Here is a 16,638-nt window from a genome sequence, read left to right as displayed (position 1 = left end):
TAAGTGTTATTTTTACTTAAAAATAACAATATTATGTGTCTAAAATGGTTGTTTTCTGTTACAATGGGTGTTTTGTTGTTAGGATGTAGAAATAGGCATACTGATGATGATCCTAGGGTTCCAGTTAAGGTTAATCCAACTGATACTATTGCTGCTCCTATAGTTATGGATGGCAATGGTTTGATTTTTAAAGATGAATCTCATTTTAAATCATTGCGACAGATAACTTTTGGGGGTGATAATGCCGAGGCATATTGGAGTTTTGATGATAAACAATTAGTGTTTCAGTCTAATAATTCAAAATGGAAAGTGGGTTGTGATCAAATGTTTTTAATGGATGCCAATGACGAGTTTAAAGATACTATGCCTCCAATGGTTAGTACTGGTAAAGGAAGAACAACATGCTCATATTTTTTGCCGGATAATAAGTACATTGTTTATGCTTCAACGCATATGAAGGATAGTGTTTGCCCTGAAACTCCCCTTAGAAAGAATGGCAAATATGTCTGGCCAATTTACGATAGTTACGACATCTTTGTGTCTGATTTAAAAGGGAATATTGTAAAGCGATTAACTCAAGAGCCAGGTTATGATGCTGAGGCTACGGTATCTCCCAAAGGGGATAAAATAGTTTTTACATCTACAAGAAGTGGGGATTTGGAGTTATATACTATGAATTTAGATGGAAGCAATGTACAGCAAATTACAAATGAACTAGGTTATGATGGTGGGGCTTTCTTTTCGCCAGACGGTACAAAAATTGTTTTTCGTTCCTCAAGACCAAAAACTCCAGGGGAAATTGATGAGTATAAAGCATTGTTGGCTCAAGGACTTGTTCAGCCCACAGAAATGGAATTGTACATCTGTAATGCCGATGGAAGTGAGTTAAGGCAACTAACTTTTTTAGGGAATGCAAATTGGAGTCCTTTTTTTCATCCATCAGGTGAAAAAGTGATTTTTTCATCTAATTTTGAGTCGGAACGTGGTTTTCCATTTAATCTGTATATGATTGATTTAGATGGTAAAAATCTAGAACGAATTACTCATAGTGATACATTCGATGCGTTTCCTGTATTTTCAAACGATGGCACAAAATTGGTTTTTTCTTCCAACAGAAATAATGGTGGCGGGCACGATACCAATTTATTTATAGCAGAATGGGAAGATTAGTGATCGTTGCTTTCTAGGCGTTCTCTTTCGTTATGAGATGTTGTGGTTGTGTTTGCCTTTAGGTCTGTGTTTCCAAAATTGTATCGTACACCAAATCGAAACCATTGGTTGTCAAAACAAGAGTAGGTTTTGTTGTCTTGATTTAAATAATTATTCGTAACAGTAAAATCGGTAGTTCTGAAAATGTCGTTCATTGCCATAGAAGCAATCCATTTCCCTTCTAAAAAACTCTTTTTTATTGTAATGTCAACTTGAGTTCTAGAGGAGACTCTTGAAGGTCCATCGATTACAGGTGAAATATAAAGAATAGATAGTTCTGCATTAAGGGATTTGTCCTCCAAAAAGGAAAAGTAATTTACAGCATTAGTATACATAGACCAACGTTGGTTGCTTTGTAGAGGGGTGTTGTTTTCTAAAGCAAAAAACTCTGCAGTATCATAGAAAATGGAATTTACTAGGTAAATAGACCAAGCATTGGTCAAAGGTTTGTAGGTTATAAAGTCGAAACCATAATCGTGTGCTTCTTTAAGGTTTGTGGCAACATACTTTATTTTGTTGTTGTTGTTATCTTGAAGGGGGATTTCTGATATAGGATTTTTCTCGAAGCGACAATATAACTCGAAAGTGTATGTGTCTTTAAGTGTATACGATAATGTTGTTAAGTGTGATAAAGTAGGATTAAGGTCAGGGTTGCCTTGCACGAAAGCATTGTCAGAAAGGTAAAACTTAAAAGGGTTTAGGTTGGTGTAAGAAGGGCGTGTTATACGTTTGTTGTAACTTAAGCTAAAGTTGTGGTTGTTGTTGAAATTATAGGAAAATATTACGGTAGGAAATACTTTAAAATAATCTTGGGTATTGTCGTTGAAAGCTCCTGATGTTTTAGAATCTATCGAAGTGTTTTCTGCACGAAGTCCTGAGTTTAAACTCCAACTCCCCCAAGTTTTGCTATAACTTACGTATGCCGCCAAAGTAGTTTCCTTATAGTCGAATACTCCAGAATTTAGGTTGTCATAAAGTGTTAATCCATTGTTTGTTAGGGCTTGTTCAATGTCGTTTTCTGTTTCAACAAAAGCTACTTTAGCCCCAGTTTCAAAGGTTGCTTCATTTTTCATGGGAATTGAGTAATCCAGATTCCCGGAATATATGTTAGTCTTTTGGTCTGATATGGCTTTAAAGGAGTTGTTTCTGATAAAAATTCCGTTAGCATCAATATAATCTGTTGTTACATTTTGCAACCTGTCATAATCATAATTTGTAAAGTGCAGGTTACTACTAAGTTTATTTCCTTTGTTTGATTGATGGCTGTAATCTAGGTTGAGGGCTAGGTTTAACTTATTGTCGTTTGTATTGTTTAACGAGTTAAAAGATGAGTCTATAGCTTGAGTTGCTGTTTGTGTACTGCGCTTCCAATAAGGTGTGTAGTTTGTGTTTGCCGAAAAGTTAAGTTCATTCTTATCGTTAAACGCATGTTCAACATTCAAATTGGCATTATGTGATTTTGATGAGGTGTTTCGGTCAACATCGCTTTTCCAAGACCCTATTGGAGATTCGTTTTCAGTAAAAACTATATTCGAGCGATCAATACGATTAAGTTTTTCTGCATCGTACGTATAGCTTAGATAAATACCAGTGTTTTTTCTTCTGTAAAAATGACTTGTTCCAACCGATGGTCTTGGGTAAGTTCCTTGAGTGTAATTTGCAAATAGACTTCCATTATAACCAGTAATAAGATTTTTGCTCATTTTTATGTTAATCACCGCCCCTCCTTCAGCATCGTATTTGGCAGGTGGATTTGTTATTACTTCAATTGATTGTACATAAGCGGCATTAGAACTTGAAAATAGTTGTTGTAATTCATTTCCTGTTAAGTATACCCTTTTGCCATTAATCAAATAGATAATGTTGGCACTATTCTTAACAGTTATTTGGTCATTGATCATTAAAATTCCAGGAGTGCCTCGAAGCACATCCCAAATGCTGCCTTCGGTTAAAGCAGTGTTTTCTACACGAAAGACCAATCGGTCTACCTCTTTTTTTAGTGTAGGTTTTGTCCCAACTAGGTTTATTTCGTTTAAACGCTGTTCATTTTCCTTAAGGATTATTGGAGGTATCTCCATTTTGTTCTCTAATTCTAATGTTAGAGAATAGCTTTTAAACCCCATAAAACTAGTTGTTAATATATAGTTTCCTGGCCTTAAATCTTGAAAGTGGAATATGCCTTTTTCGTTAGAAGTTACTCCAGATACTAAAGTAGAGTCTTTTTGGGATAGAAGAATAACATTTGCATAGGCTATGGGAGAGTTTTTATCGTCTAATACTGTTCCATCTAGTTCTAACCCTTGGCTGTAGCCAAGTACAGCGCATAAGAATAAGGCCAATAGATGGATGAGACGAATTTCCAAAGAATTAAGTAGGTTATGTTTTTACAAACATAAGATTTTCTTTGAAAAAAGCAATTGATAAACCCTTCGTTGTTTTTCTGTTGTAAATACTAGTTTACCAAAACAGCAAAAGCACATTTAAATAACTATATTTGCAGATTGGATATATCCAGTTTTCTAGATTATGAAACACATTAGAAATTTTTGTATAATAGCCCATATCGACCATGGAAAGAGTACGTTGGCTGATAGGTTGTTGGATTTTACCGGTTCTGTCACCGAGCGTGAAAAACAGGAGCAGTTGCTTGATAGTATGGACTTGGAGCGTGAACGTGGTATTACCATTAAATCGCATGCCATACAAATGGAGTACACTTATAAAGGAGAGCAGTATATATTGAATCTAATTGATACTCCTGGCCACGTAGATTTCTCTTATGAAGTTTCTCGTTCCATAGCAGCTTGTGAAGGTGCGCTTTTGGTTGTAGATGCGGCTCAAAGTATACAGGCACAGACCATTTCAAACTTGTATTTGGCTTTAGAGAATGATCTTGAAATCATCCCGGTCTTGAACAAAGTGGATTTGCCAAGCGCAAACCCTGAAGAGGTAACAGATGATATCGTAGACTTATTGGGGTGCGATCCTAGTGAGGTTATCCCGGCGAGTGCTAAAACAGGAATAGGTATTGAGCAAATTCTTGAAGCTATTATTGAGCGTGTTCCTGCACCTAAAGGTAATCCGGATGAGTCTTTACAGGCATTGATTTTCGATTCTGTTTACAACCCATTCCGTGGAGTAGAAACGTATTTTAGGGTAATCAATGGTTCCATTAAGAAAAATCAACAGATTAAGTTTATAGCTACAGGGAAGTCTTATTATGCCGATGAGGTGGGTACCTTGAAGTTAAGCCAAGTGCCTAAGCAGGAAATAAAAGCAGGGGATGTTGGGTACCTTATTACTGGGATAAAAGATGCGCGTGAAGTAAAAGTAGGTGATACAATTACCGATTCTAAAAACCCAACAAAAAATGCTATTGGTGGATTTGAAGATGTAAAACCAATGGTTTTTGCAGGGATTTACCCTGTAGACACAGAAGATTACGAAGAGTTAAGGGCCTCAATGGAAAAGCTCCAGCTTAACGATGCTTCATTGGTATTTCAACCAGAGAGTTCGGCTGCTCTTGGGTTCGGTTTCCGTTGTGGGTTCCTAGGAATGCTTCACCTTGAGATTATTCAGGAGCGTTTAGAGCGTGAATTCAATATGACGGTAATCACTACGGTTCCTAACGTATCGTATTATGCCTATACCAAAAAGAACCCTGATGATATAATAATTGTAAATAACCCAACCGATTTACCAGATCCTTCTGGATTGGATCGAGTGGAAGAACCATATATCAAAGCAACTATAATCACCAAAGCAGACTTTGTTGGTAATGTTATGTCGTTGTGTATTGAAAAGCGTGGTCTTATTACCAATCAAAATTATTTAACTCCTGAACGAGTTGAGTTGACTTTTGATATGCCATTGGCTGAGATTGTTTTTGATTTCTACGATCGTTTAAAAACGGTATCTAAAGGGTATGCGTCTTTTGATTATATGCCAATAGGAATGCGTGCTTCAAAATTAGTACGTGTGGATATTCTGCTTAACGCTCAACAGGTTGATGCTTTATCAGCGTTGATTCATGCGGACAATGCGTATAACATTGGAAAGAAAATGTGTGAGAAGTTGAAAGAGCTTATTCCTAGGCAACAGTTCGATATTCCAATTCAAGCTGCTATCGGAGCTAAGATTATTGCTAGAGAAACCATTAAGGCACTTCGTAAGGATGTAACAGCGAAATGTTACGGAGGTGATATTTCACGTAAGCGTAAGCTTTTGGAAAAGCAGAAAAAAGGAAAGAAACGTATGCGTCAGGTTGGTAACGTAGAAATTCCTCAGCAGGCGTTTATGGCAGTATTGAAACTAAACGATTAAATTGTCTATAGAGAATAAAAAAAACGGTCATCCAAAAAGGTGACCGTTTTTTTATAGGCTTTTTACGTTTTTATTATCCCAAAGCTACATCTAAAGTCATCATAACGATAAAACCGCCAATAAACCCTAATGTAGCGATGTCTGTAAACTTGTCTCTTTGGGTTTCAGGAATTACTTCCTCTACAACCACAAAAATCATAGCGCCAGCAGCAAAGGCTAGGGCATAAGGAAGTACAGGGGTAAAGAACGATACGGCAACTGCGCCTATAACAGCAGATATTGGTTCTACAATTGCAGATAGTTGACCGTACCAAAAACTTTTGAATTTGCTGACTCCCTGTCGGCGTAATGGCATGGAAACGGCCAGCCCCTCTGGGCAGTTTTGTATTCCAATCCCTAAGGCTAACGCTACAGCGCCTCCAATAGTGGCTTCTGGTATTCCAGCAGCAACGCCGCCAAAAAGTACTCCAACAGCCAACCCTTCTGGAATATTGTGTAGGGCAATGGCCAGGACCAGTAAAGTTGTTCTGTGCCATGGAGTTTTGACACCTTCCTTTTCACTTTCTTTAAAGTTGATGTGCAAATGGGGGAGTACTTTGTCTAGTCCATAAATGAATAGAGCTCCCATAGAAAAACCTACTGCTGCAGGAATTACCTTTATAAAGCCTTCACCTTGGCTCATTTCTATGCCAGGAGCCAATAAGCTCCAAAAACTCGCAGCAACCATCACACCGCCGGTAAAGCCCAACATGCCATCTAGTATAGCGCGATTCATTCCTTTAAAGAAAAAAACTAAACTCGCTCCGGCAGCAGTAAGTAGCCATGTGAATAGAGAAGCGTATAAAGCCCCTAAAACTGGGTCAATAGATTCAAAATATAGTATAATATCTTTGAGCATAGTTATTGTTGTTTTACATAGAGATTGTTCGCAATGACATGCGATACGGTTATTTCGTTATCTTTTATTCCTAGTGTAATTGAATTGTCAAAAGCTTCTTTGGAAATTACTTTAAGACTTGTTCCCAAGGCAATTTTATGCTTGTCCAAATATTTAAGGAATTCTGTTGAGGAGTCTTTTACTCCCACACATAAACAACTTTTTCCAATAGACATCTGGGCTAACAATATTTTATTGGTGGTTTTTATGTTCCCTTCTTTATCGGGTATTGGGTCACCATGTGGATCGTGGGTAGGGTAGTCTAGAAAAGCATCTAGTTCATTGGTGAGTTTTTCAGACTTGATGTGCTCCAATTGTTCTGCAATTTCATGAACTTCATCCCAAGAGAAATTAAGTTTATCTACTAAAAATACTTCCCACAATCTATGTTTTCTTATAACATTCGTTGCAGTGAGTTTTCCCGTTTTTGTTAGGCTTACACCTTGGTATTTTATATAGTCAACTAGATCTTTTTCAGCCAGCTTTTTTAACATGTCTGTTACAGACGAGGCTTTAGTTTCCATTTTTTTTGCAATGGCATTTGTGCTTACCGAAGTGCTACCGTGTTTACCCAAATGGTAAATGGCTTTTAAATAATTCTCCTCTGAAAAGGTTACCATACCTAAAAATTTAGTGCAAATATACATTATTTACTTTTATAAAAATATATTTTTAGTCTTGTCTAAAAAAAACTTTACCTTTGCAAAATAAATAGTTTTTGAAGATGAAAAATCTTAGCATTTTATTAATGCTTTTTAGTGTTGTAAGCTATGCGCAGGAGCGTTTTAATGTAAGTGGAAAAACTTACTCTGACGGTATGCCTTTGCCTTATACAAACGTTGTAATAAATAAGACCGATAAAGGAACTGTAAGTGACGACGATGGTAATTATGTTATTTCTGGTATTATTCCAGGAACTTATACTGTCACAGCATCTTTTACTGGATTTAAAAGTCAACACAAGGTCATCACAATCAACAATAAAGACTTAGTTGTTAATTTTAATTTAGAAGAATCGGAAAGTTTAGAGGAAGTTGTCGTTACTGGGACTTTGAAACCTGTTTCAAGGCTTGAGAGCCCTGTACCTGTTGAAGTATATTCCACAACATTCTTAAAAAAGAACCCTACGGCTAATGTGTTTGAAGCATTGCAAACGGTAAATGGGGTGCGACCACAACTTAATTGTAATGTATGTAATACTGGAGATATTCATATAAATGGTCTAGAAGGACCCTATACATTGGTGCTGATTGATGGAATGCCGATTGTTAGTGGGTTGTCAACCGTTTATGGTTTGTCGGGAATACCCAATTCGTTAATTGAGCAGGTAGAAATAGTAAAAGGGCCAGCTTCTTCATTGTACGGAAGTGAGGCTGTTGGTGGTCTTATCAACATTATTACCAAACTGCCAGAACACGCACCACAAGTAGCAACAGATGTTTTTACAACAGGATGGGGAGAGACTAATTTCGATTTAGGGCTGAAATCAACATTAGGAAAGAAACTGAATCTTCTTTTTGGGTCGAACTATTACAATTACAGCAATCCAATTGACAACAACGGTGATAATTTTACCGATGTTACCTTGCAGGATAGAGTTTCGGTGTTTCTTAAAGGGGATTTAAAGCGACCGAGTAATAAGAAGTTTTCAATAGCAACACGTTTTTTCTACGAAGATCGTTGGGGAGGTGAAATGCAATGGAACAAAAACTATCGCGGCGGTGGTGAAGTTTACGGTGAAAGTATCTATACTACACGATATGAGTTGTTGGGTAACTATCAGCTTCCTGTGGAAGAGAAAATGTTATTCCAGTTTTCTTATACCGACCATGACCAAAACTCTGTATATGGTGATATGCCTTATCTAGCACAGCAACGTATAGGTTTTGCTCAATTGACATGGGATAAAGCCATAAGCCGTCATGATATGCTGTTTGGAGTGGCTTCAAGATATAATTTTTATAACGATAATACGCCGGTAACGGTTGAGCCCGATGAAGTTGTAATCCCTTCGGTTTTTGTGCAGGATGAAATGGCTTTTGGTGTGAAACATAAGTTGTTGTTGGGGGCTAGATACGATTACGATAAACGACACGGAAATATTTTTACACCTCGAATAGCATACAAGTACAAATCGAACAAAGAAGATATTATCAGATTGAATTTAGGCACTGGGTTTAGGGTGGTAAATCTATTTGCTGAAGAACATGCGGCACTAACTGGAGCCCGTGATGTTGTGATTGAGGAAGAGTTAAAGCCAGAGCGTTCATATAATATTAATTTAAATTATATGAAAAAGTTCTATACGCAAGGTGGTATGCAATTTGGGTTAGATGCATCGGCCTGGTATACTTACTTTACCAATTTAATTATACCTGATTACGATACTGATCCTAATGAAATTATTTACGACAATCTTGATGGTTCGGCAGTCACTACAGGGGTAAGTGTTAATGTAGATGCAACTTTTGGGAGTGGAATAAAATTACTTTTGGGTGCCACTTACCAAGATGTGAGCAAAACCGAAGGCGGGCAAAAGGAGCAGCAAATGCTAACCGAAAAATTCTCCGGTACATGGGCATTTACGTATAAGCTATATCAATACAATCTGAGTATTGACTATACCGGAAATATCTATGGGCCTATGAGGTTACCTCTTTTAGGTGATTTAGATCCTAGAGAACAATATTCACCGGTTTGGAGTATTCAAAACATTCAGTTTACTTATGATGGCATAGTACACTTCGAATTTTATGGAGGTGTAAAGAACCTGCTGAATTGGACGCCAAATAAGGGAAATCCGTTTATAATAGCTAGAGCTAATGATCCTTTTGATGAAAATATAACTTACAATCCGGATGGTTCAATTCAGGCTACGCCAAATAATCCATACGCTTTAACCTTCGACCCATCTTATGTTTACGCTCCTAATCAAGGAAGACGTTTGTTTTTGGGTGTGCGTTATAGGTTGGATTAATTTTATAGGCTTGGTTTATTTTGGTCTTCGATTTCTGTTGATGATGTAAACAACAATCAATACTACTGCTAACACCAGGAACAGTCCATTCCCGCTAAAAAAGTTTAAAAAGTTCATTTTGTTATGCTGTTTTGTTATCGACCAAAGTTAATTATTTCGTGCAAGTGGAGTGAACGTTTTTCTAAAATTAATGATCAAGGGAATTCCTCTAGCTAGAATCCAAGCTGTAAATGCGATGAATATGGCGTAAAGCTTATAGTTTAAGTGGTCGAACCAAAAAAGTACCGGAACAAACACAAAAAAAGTCGCTAAAAGCAAAATATTTCTTAATTGAGCCATCTTTCCCATGCCTTTATACATTCCATCAAAAATAAATGCCAGGGCACAGAGTGGCTGCATTACTAAAACCATCCAAAATACTTCATAAAACTGTTTCAGTACTAACGAATCATCAGTAAATATGTTTCCAATAGGTTTATAAGCAATAGCTCCTAAGCAGGCTAAAATAAGACCAACAGCTATGCCGTACTTAATTAGTGAGTTACTCAGTATTATCAGGGTTTTGTATTGTTTAGCGCCCAAAAGACGTCCTGAGAGAATGTTTCCAGCGCTAGCATAACCATCAATAATAAATGCTCCCAAAAACCACATGTTAATGGCTATAGTATAAGCAGCGATATATTCTTTTCCATATGAGGTCGCAAAGGAGCTGGCAAAATATAGTGCAACGTTTAGCGATACTGTTCTAACAAAAAGATTGACAATCATAAGTAGAAAGCGCTTTATTTCCTTGTTAAAGGGAAATGATGCCTTTAGAGGGATTGGGGTTTTTTGTAATAGGTAGTATCCAGATAGGAAAGCCATTGTTATTTGTGCTGTTACACTGGCATATGCGGCACCCTTCACGTTCATGGCCTGAATGTGGCTATCAATACCGTAAACCAATATTATATCAAAGACAATGTTTGTTAAGGTTCCAACTATGGCAATAACCATTGGGTAAAAGGTGTTCTGCATACCTCTAAAGGCGCCAAACACACCAATGGTAAAAAGGGTAAAGGGTAAGCCAAATATTCGTATCTGAAAATAATCAACACAATATTCTAGAATAAGTCCAGTAGCATTATAGAGTTTAAATATAGATGATGAAAAGGGTAGTGTTAAGGCGATGATAAATAAGCTGAGGCTAGTTATAATTAATATAGCTTGAGCGGGTAGTGAACGCACTTCATCCAGTTTTCCCGCGCCAAGGTATTGTGAGATAATGGATGATATAGCGCTTCTTGTTTGGCCAAAGACCCAAATTAACATAGAGATAAATGTGCCTACTATGCCAACAGCCGCTAAAGATTCGGTGGCGTTAAGTTCTATATTCCCAACAATAGCTGTATCGGTAAGTGATAATAAAGGCTCTGACACTCCAGCAATTAAAGCTGGTATTGCCAATTTGTTAATCTCTTTAAATTTTATTGTGTATTCCTGCAATTTTATGTTATTTTTACGCCGCAATAGCAAAATGGGGATGTAGCTCAGCTGGCTAGAGCGCTTGACTGGCAGTCAAGAGGTCGTGGGTTCGACTCCCATCTTCTCCACAAACCGTAATCGTTTAGATTGCGGTTTTTTTATGCCTTCACTTTAGCTATTAGATGAAAAATAACCACAAAATTAGTCGTTTTAAACTTCTTTTTCAACGAACGGTATTTCAGGATTGTAGATTTCCCTCAAAATATTTTCCAGTTGTACTTTAAAATTACTTAAGGTCTCTTGAGTTATCAAGCTTTCTTTACGGCCTCTTACACTTTCTTTTTTTGTGAATGGTATAAATCCTGCATTGAGGTTTTTAAATGATATAATGCCTGCTTCCAAAGGCTTTTCAGAATGTGTTTTTGATTCCATCATTAAGGCATATGTAAGAATTTGGATAGGTTTGCTGTATTTGTTGTAGTCTGTCATTAGTTCTTCCCAATCAATTACGGTAACTTGTGAGCTTTCTACTTTCCCTGTCTTGTAATCAATAACCCGTGTAATACCATTACACTCATCAATACGGTCTACAAAACCATGGATTTTAACGGGCTGATCTATACCCTCTACTATTAATGTTGTTTCTAGTTTCTCTTCCAGTGCAATAATTTTAATCGAATCTCCTTTTTTTAGGGCTTCAATCTCCTTGTTGATGAAATTGAGAACGTAACGTTTTGCGATTTCGAAAACGATTAGGTTTTTACCTTTTGTGATGTCCCCTTTTTTGTAAAGCGTTTTAAAATGAGAGCTTACGGTTTGTGGAATCTTAGCCTTCATTTTTTCCAGGTTTTCCTCTGTAAGAGTTTTGCCTATAATCGGCGTGTAAAAGTCTTCTAGGGTATTATGGATAACACTACCCAAGGTGTTTGCAGCAACCGTTTCCTCAACCATGTCGTATTCTTTTATGCCGAGTACTTTTTGGTAATAAAAATCTAATGGGTTTCTTATGTAAGACGTGATGGCAGATGGGGAAATGCCTTTTAATGCTAAGTTGTTAAGAGAAGCAATGACATCGTTATTTTTATCGACTTGAGTTAATTTGTTCTCTAAAGCAGGAACTACTGGTGGTATTATTTTGTGTGTTATATTGTGGATACCTTCAAGTTCCAATTGAGTTATAAATCGACTTTTTTCTCCGCCCAACAAGGCATCCGATTCGGTATTGTAAAGAATGTAAACATTCTTAGCCCGCTGTAACAGTCTGTAAAAGTGATAGGTATAAACTGCATCTTTTTCTTTATATGTCGGGAGGTTATTTTCTAGTTTTACATCGAAAGGGATAAAAGAATTTTGAGTTTTTCCCGCAGGAAGAATACCTTCGTTCACTGAGGTGATAATAACAGTTTCAAAATCTAATACTCTGGATTCTAGCATCCCCATGATTTGAAGACCCTCAAGAGGTTCTCCCTGAAAGTCCAATGTTTCCCTACTAAGCAGTTCTTTGTAGACGCTTGTGAGAGCACTAATATTTTTAAGGTAGCCGTATTGAGTATTTAATCTCGACAGTTCATTGAATACTTCGTTAAATCTATAGAGGTATTCTAAAGGGAGGGCATTGCGATCTTTTTGAAGGTCTAAATCTTTTTTTAAGAGCCATATTATTTCTTGTATGGTTTGTATGGCAATGTTGGCGTCATTCTTCCAGTTTCCAAACAATAAGTTCATGAGAGCAGTCTTTTCAGGTGCCAATTCCTTAAGATTTTCTATAGTGATATAAACCAAATTGTTGTTTTGAATATCCTTAATAATGCTGTTGTTATCATCAGGATTGTTTTTTAGTAAGGAAGTTATAAATTGATGAGAGCATATGCTAATGACATCTTTATGGTAAAAAGAGTTCGTTCCTTTTTTATGCATTTCAAGCAATTGTTCGAATAGAGTGGCAAGCGGCACCGAACTTAATGGGAATCCCATAGTAATATTAAGGGAGTTTACTGAGCTTGGAATGCTATTTAAAACAGGTATAAGTAAATTTTCATCACCCAAAACCACAGCTGTTTTATCTAGTTTTCTATTAGTTTTAGTAAGGTTGTTTAGAATATGTCCTATTTGTTTTGCTTGACCAACGTTTTTGGGAACTCCTAGTATGTCTATGTTTTTAGTCGTTCTGTAATTATTGGTTATCCAATTAAAAGGGTTGCTTTTAAAGTAGGTCCAATTTTTTCTGTGTTCTCGGGTAAATAAAGCAGCATCGTGTTTTGGATGGTTAAAAAATGTTTCGTCTATATCCCAAAATATTTTAGCCATATTATTTTCTAACAGCCTTTGTATAAGTTCTGATTCGGCTGTGTTTAATGCGTTAAAGCCCAGGAATACATGCTGCTTTTCTTTATTTGCAGAAATGTAGTCGTTAACTTTATCTACTGCAGCTCTATAAATAATCCCTTGATACCCTATGCCTTTTTCAGCTAATGCATTCGTGAATTTTAAATAGTATTCGTAAAGTCTATTCCAAAATTTAAGGTAATTGCTTACCATTTCGGTTTTTGGCTCGTTAACAGACCAGTGACTCAAATCCTGTATAGCGCTTAAATATTGAAATAATTGCTTTTGAGGAATGAGGTAGCGGTCTATTTCGTTGAAGTCCTGTATTATAACCTGAGCCCATTTAGAAAAGTTTTCGAAAGATTCTTGTTGCTCCTTTACGGTATTATTACAATATACTAAGTAAAATTCAAGTAATAGTTCTGTTGAAGAAGTGGTCTGAAGTCCGGAAAGTTCTTCGACAAATGATTCAATGCTTACTATTCGCGGCAGGAAAATTGGTTTCTTTGTTAAATTAGCCAATTGGTTCTTCAGTATGACACCAGCCCTCTTACTGGGGAGAATGAATGTAAGTTGCGAAATATCCTGTTGCTCCTTTAGTAGATTGAGGAGGACTTCTTGAATGAATGTAACCATTTCATAAAAATAAAAAACGCTCCGGAATACCGGAGCGTTTTTTTATAGTTGTTTAATAGTAAATGCTATTCTTTAACTAGATTGATTTCAACACGTCTGTTGTTGGCTCTACCAGCTTTAGTTTTATTAGTGTCGATTGGTCTATCCTCTCCATAACCTTTAGAAGATAGTCTGAACTCGTCGATACCATTCGCAATTAGGTAGTCTTTTACAGCGCGAGCACGTCTCTCTGAAAGGTCCATGTTCATGTTTTCAGCACCCACACTATCAGTATGTCCTTCAACGTGGAACTTAGCGTTAGGGTACTCTTTTAATATGGTGATAATATCATTAAGTACCTCTTCAGAGCTTTGTTTGATAGAAGATTTACCTGTATCGAACAAAATAGTCTTAGCATAAGCGTTCAATTGTTTCTGAACTTCTTCTGAAACTTCAGGACAACCATTGTTGGCAACAGTACCAGGTGTATCTGGACATAAGTCATCTTTGTCTGGAACACCATCGCCATCTCTATCTGGCCAAGGGCAGCCATTGTTTTCGGCAGGACCAGCTTCGTTTGGACACTCATCTAAATTGTCTGGAACACCATCTCCGTCAGTATCAGGACAGCCATTAAACTCAGCTAAGCCAGCAACTGTTGGACAGTCATCTTTATTGTCTGGAATACCATCACCATCAGTGTCAGGACAACCATTAAACTCTGGTAAACCAGCTTCGTTAGGACAATCGTCTTTTCTGTCTTCAATCCCATCTGCATCAGTATCAGGACAACCTTGGAATATTTCTAAACCTGGTACATCTGGACAGGCATCATCTTTGTCATAAATACCATCGCCATCTGTGTCTTTACCACCAAACTTCACCTTAATTCCAGCGAAATGTTGGAAGTGAGTAAGTAAGTAGTCCTCAAATGAATTTTTAAAAGAACTTTGAACAGTCATTCCAATGTTCTCAGTAAACCAAAAGTCAAATCCAAGACTTCCATTTAAGGTTCCTGCTCCAATGCCGTCTACCCATGAGTAACCTCCACCAACACCTAAAAATGGATCAAAAGTTTTTAAGCTTCTAAAATGGTACTTAATTGTACCATCCACACCATAATATGAGAAATCATCTACAGAAAGTTCACCCAAGTTATCGATGCGGTTGATAGAACCTGTAACTCCAAAAGTGAATCCATTTGAGATATGTTTTGATACAGTTACGTAAGATAGAGAAGGAAGAACGTTCCAATGATCGCTGGCATTGAAATACTCGTCAAAAATGTCTCCCACATAAGGTGAGTCATCACCTCCAGGGTAAAAGTCAACGGCGTTCACTCCAAGACTGATCGCCCAAGGGTTGTTTTCGTCCTGTGCATAGGTATTACTGAAACCTAGAAACAGTAACCCCGCAAATAGTAATCTGCTAAGATTTTTCATATTCAAAAGTTTAATTTTTAAGTGTTAGTTACTAACAAATGTAACATGTTAAAATATATTAACAAAACTAAAGATATAAAAAAAATGGCTATTTGTACGAATTTTGAGGGAGTTAAGCACGTTTTAATTTACATATTAAATAATATTTAATGTCTTTCCAACCTTAATAAATGCTGCGACAGCTTTATCTAAATGTCCTTGGGTATGGGCGGCAGACAGCTGAACTCTTATCCTTGCTTTTTCTTTTGGCACTACAGGGTAAAAGAATCCGATAACATAGATTCCTTCCTCCAATAACATATTAGCCATGGTTTGAGAAAGCTTTGCATCGTACAGCATTACCGGTACAATAGCAGAGTCTCCATCTATGATATCAAACCCAGCTTCTTTCATCCCTTTTTTAAAGTAAGACGTGTTCCATTCTAACTTGTCTCTTAAAGAGGTGTCTTTTTCGAGCATCTCAAACACTTTAATTGATGCACCTACAATAGCTGGAGCCAAAGAGTTTGAGAATAAGTAAGGTCTAGAACGCTGTCGAAGCATATCGATTACCTCTTTTTTAGCTGTAGTATAGCCTCCCATAGCTCCGCCTAAGGCTTTGCCCAAAGTTCCTGTGATAATATCAATTCGTCCTAAAACTCCTTTTTCTTCTAAAGTGCCTCGTCCGGTTTCGCCAATAAATCCAGCAGCATGGCATTCATCAATCATAACCAATGCATCGTATTTATCGGCTAGGTCACAAATTTTATCTAATGGTGCCACTAGGCCATCCATTGAGAATACACCGTCTGTAACAATTATTTTGAATCTGGCTCCTTTATCGTTAGCAGCTTTAAGCTGTTCTTCCAAATCTGCCATATCATTGTTTTGATACCTGTAACGGGCGGCTTTACACAAACGAACACCATCGATAATAGAAGCGTGGTTCAATGAGTCTGAAATTATTGCATCTTCAGGACCTAAAAGTGGTTCAAAAACACCTCCATTGGCATCAAATGCAGCAGCGTATAGAATTGTGTCCTCAGTGCCGTAGAAATCAGCTATTTTTTGTTCTAATGTTTTATGGATATCCTGTGTTCCGCAAATAAAACGTACAGATGACATACCAAATCCATGAGTATCCATAGCATCTTTTGCAGCTTGGATTACATCAGGATGGGATGATAATCCCAAGTAATTGTTGGCGCAAAAATTCAAAACTTTCTGACCAGTATTAAGTGTGATTTCTGCTCCTTGAGGAGAAGTAATGATGCGCTCTTCTTTATAAAGACCATTGTCTTTGATGTCTTGTATTTCTTCTTTTAGATATTGTTCTATTTTTCCGTACATGATACTAAGTTTTTTGC

General features: G+C 37.0%; 10 protein-coding genes and 1 tRNA gene. 4 read left to right on the top strand and 7 right to left on the bottom strand.

All coding sequences use genetic code 11. The features are described from left to right. The first annotated feature begins 33 nt into the window (after positions 1-33). Positions 34-1,170, top strand: a complete 1,137-nt coding sequence (locus tag PWU04_RS12235; protein ID WP_274476404.1) for a TolB family protein — start codon at positions 34-36, stop codon at positions 1,168-1,170. Here the strand turns inward: PWU04_RS12235 and PWU04_RS12230 are convergent. Further along, positions 1,167-3,572: an outer membrane beta-barrel family protein gene (locus PWU04_RS12230; protein WP_274476403.1), complete on the bottom strand. Its 2,406-nt coding sequence runs from the start codon at positions 3,570-3,572 to the stop codon at positions 1,167-1,169. The genes PWU04_RS12235 and PWU04_RS12230 overlap by 4 nt on opposite strands. Positions 3,573-3,735: 163 nt before the next feature. On the opposite strand from PWU04_RS12230, the gene lepA reads away from it, so the two are divergent. Further along, positions 3,736-5,532 (top strand): translation elongation factor 4, encoded by a 1,797-nt coding sequence (lepA, locus tag PWU04_RS12225; RefSeq protein WP_274476402.1) that lies wholly within the window; start codon positions 3,736-3,738, stop codon positions 5,530-5,532. Positions 5,533-5,605: 73 nt separating this feature from the next. On the opposite strand, the gene PWU04_RS12220 is transcribed toward lepA, so the two are convergent. Both PWU04_RS12220 and PWU04_RS12215 read right to left on the bottom strand, forming a co-directional pair. Then, positions 5,606-6,430, bottom strand: coding sequence for a ZIP family metal transporter (locus tag PWU04_RS12220; protein ID WP_274476401.1), 825 nt, complete (start codon positions 6,428-6,430; stop codon positions 5,606-5,608). 2 nt (positions 6,431-6,432) lie between these two features. Further along, positions 6,433-7,089, bottom strand: coding sequence for a metal-dependent transcriptional regulator (locus tag PWU04_RS12215; protein WP_274476400.1), 657 nt, complete (start codon positions 7,087-7,089; stop codon positions 6,433-6,435). 104 nt (positions 7,090-7,193) lie between these two features. Between PWU04_RS12215 and PWU04_RS12210 the strand changes: the two genes are divergently transcribed. Next, entirely contained in the window at positions 7,194-9,446 is a 2,253-nt protein-coding gene (locus tag PWU04_RS12210) for a TonB-dependent receptor (protein WP_274476399.1), read from the top strand. 147 nt (positions 9,447-9,593) lie between these two features. Here the strand turns inward: PWU04_RS12210 and PWU04_RS12205 are convergent, their stop codons facing one another. Then, complete coding sequence (locus PWU04_RS12205; protein WP_274476398.1) at positions 9,594-10,931, bottom strand: MATE family efflux transporter; 1,338 nt, start codon at positions 10,929-10,931, stop codon at positions 9,594-9,596. A gap of 33 nt (positions 10,932-10,964) precedes the next feature. On the opposite strand from PWU04_RS12205, the gene PWU04_RS12200 reads away from it, so the two are divergent. After that, a tRNA-Ala gene (locus PWU04_RS12200) sits at positions 10,965-11,038 on the top strand. A gap of 82 nt (positions 11,039-11,120) precedes the next feature. On the opposite strand, the gene PWU04_RS12195 is transcribed toward PWU04_RS12200, so the two are convergent. From PWU04_RS12195 to kbl, 3 genes are all read right to left on the bottom strand, one after another. Beyond that, entirely contained in the window at positions 11,121-13,871 is a 2,751-nt protein-coding gene (locus tag PWU04_RS12195; protein ID WP_274476397.1) for a PD-(D/E)XK nuclease family protein, read from the bottom strand. A 65-nt stretch (positions 13,872-13,936) separates the two neighbouring features. Next, on the bottom strand, positions 13,937-15,292 hold the full coding sequence (locus PWU04_RS12190) for an OmpA family protein (protein ID WP_274476396.1): 1,356 nt from the start codon (positions 15,290-15,292) through the stop codon (positions 13,937-13,939). A gap of 135 nt (positions 15,293-15,427) precedes the next feature. Then, positions 15,428-16,621: a glycine C-acetyltransferase gene (gene kbl, locus PWU04_RS12185; protein WP_274476395.1), complete on the bottom strand. Its 1,194-nt coding sequence runs from the start codon at positions 16,619-16,621 to the stop codon at positions 15,428-15,430. Positions 16,622-16,638 lie beyond the last annotated feature (17 nt).

Origin of the sequence: Mangrovimonas aestuarii, assembly GCF_028767185.1 — a bacterium.
GTDB classification, from domain to species: domain Bacteria; phylum Bacteroidota; class Bacteroidia; order Flavobacteriales; family Flavobacteriaceae; genus Mangrovimonas_B; species Mangrovimonas_B aestuarii.
Note: the sequence above shows the minus strand (reverse complement) of the source record. Positions and strands in the feature narration are given on the sequence as shown.

Bases quoted from the DNA above. Each gene is read 5' to 3' on its own strand.
- lepA (WP_274476402.1), top strand. From the start codon at position 3,736: ATGAAACACATTAGAAATTTTTGTATAATAGCCCATATCGACCATGGA.
- PWU04_RS12190 (WP_274476396.1), bottom strand. From the start codon at position 15,292: ATGAAAAATCTTAGCAGATTACTATTTGCGGGGTTACTGTTTCTAGGT.
- PWU04_RS12235 (WP_274476404.1), top strand. From the start codon at position 34: ATGTGTCTAAAATGGTTGTTTTCTGTTACAATGGGTGTTTTGTTGTTA.
- PWU04_RS12220 (WP_274476401.1), bottom strand. From the start codon at position 6,430: ATGCTCAAAGATATTATACTATATTTTGAATCTATTGACCCAGTTTTA.
- PWU04_RS12215 (WP_274476400.1), bottom strand. From the start codon at position 7,089: ATGGTAACCTTTTCAGAGGAGAATTATTTAAAAGCCATTTACCATTTG.
- PWU04_RS12210 (WP_274476399.1), top strand. From the start codon at position 7,194: ATGAAAAATCTTAGCATTTTATTAATGCTTTTTAGTGTTGTAAGCTAT.
- kbl (WP_274476395.1), bottom strand. From the start codon at position 16,621: ATGTACGGAAAAATAGAACAATATCTAAAAGAAGAAATACAAGACATC.
- PWU04_RS12195 (WP_274476397.1), bottom strand. From the start codon at position 13,871: ATGGTTACATTCATTCAAGAAGTCCTCCTCAATCTACTAAAGGAGCAA.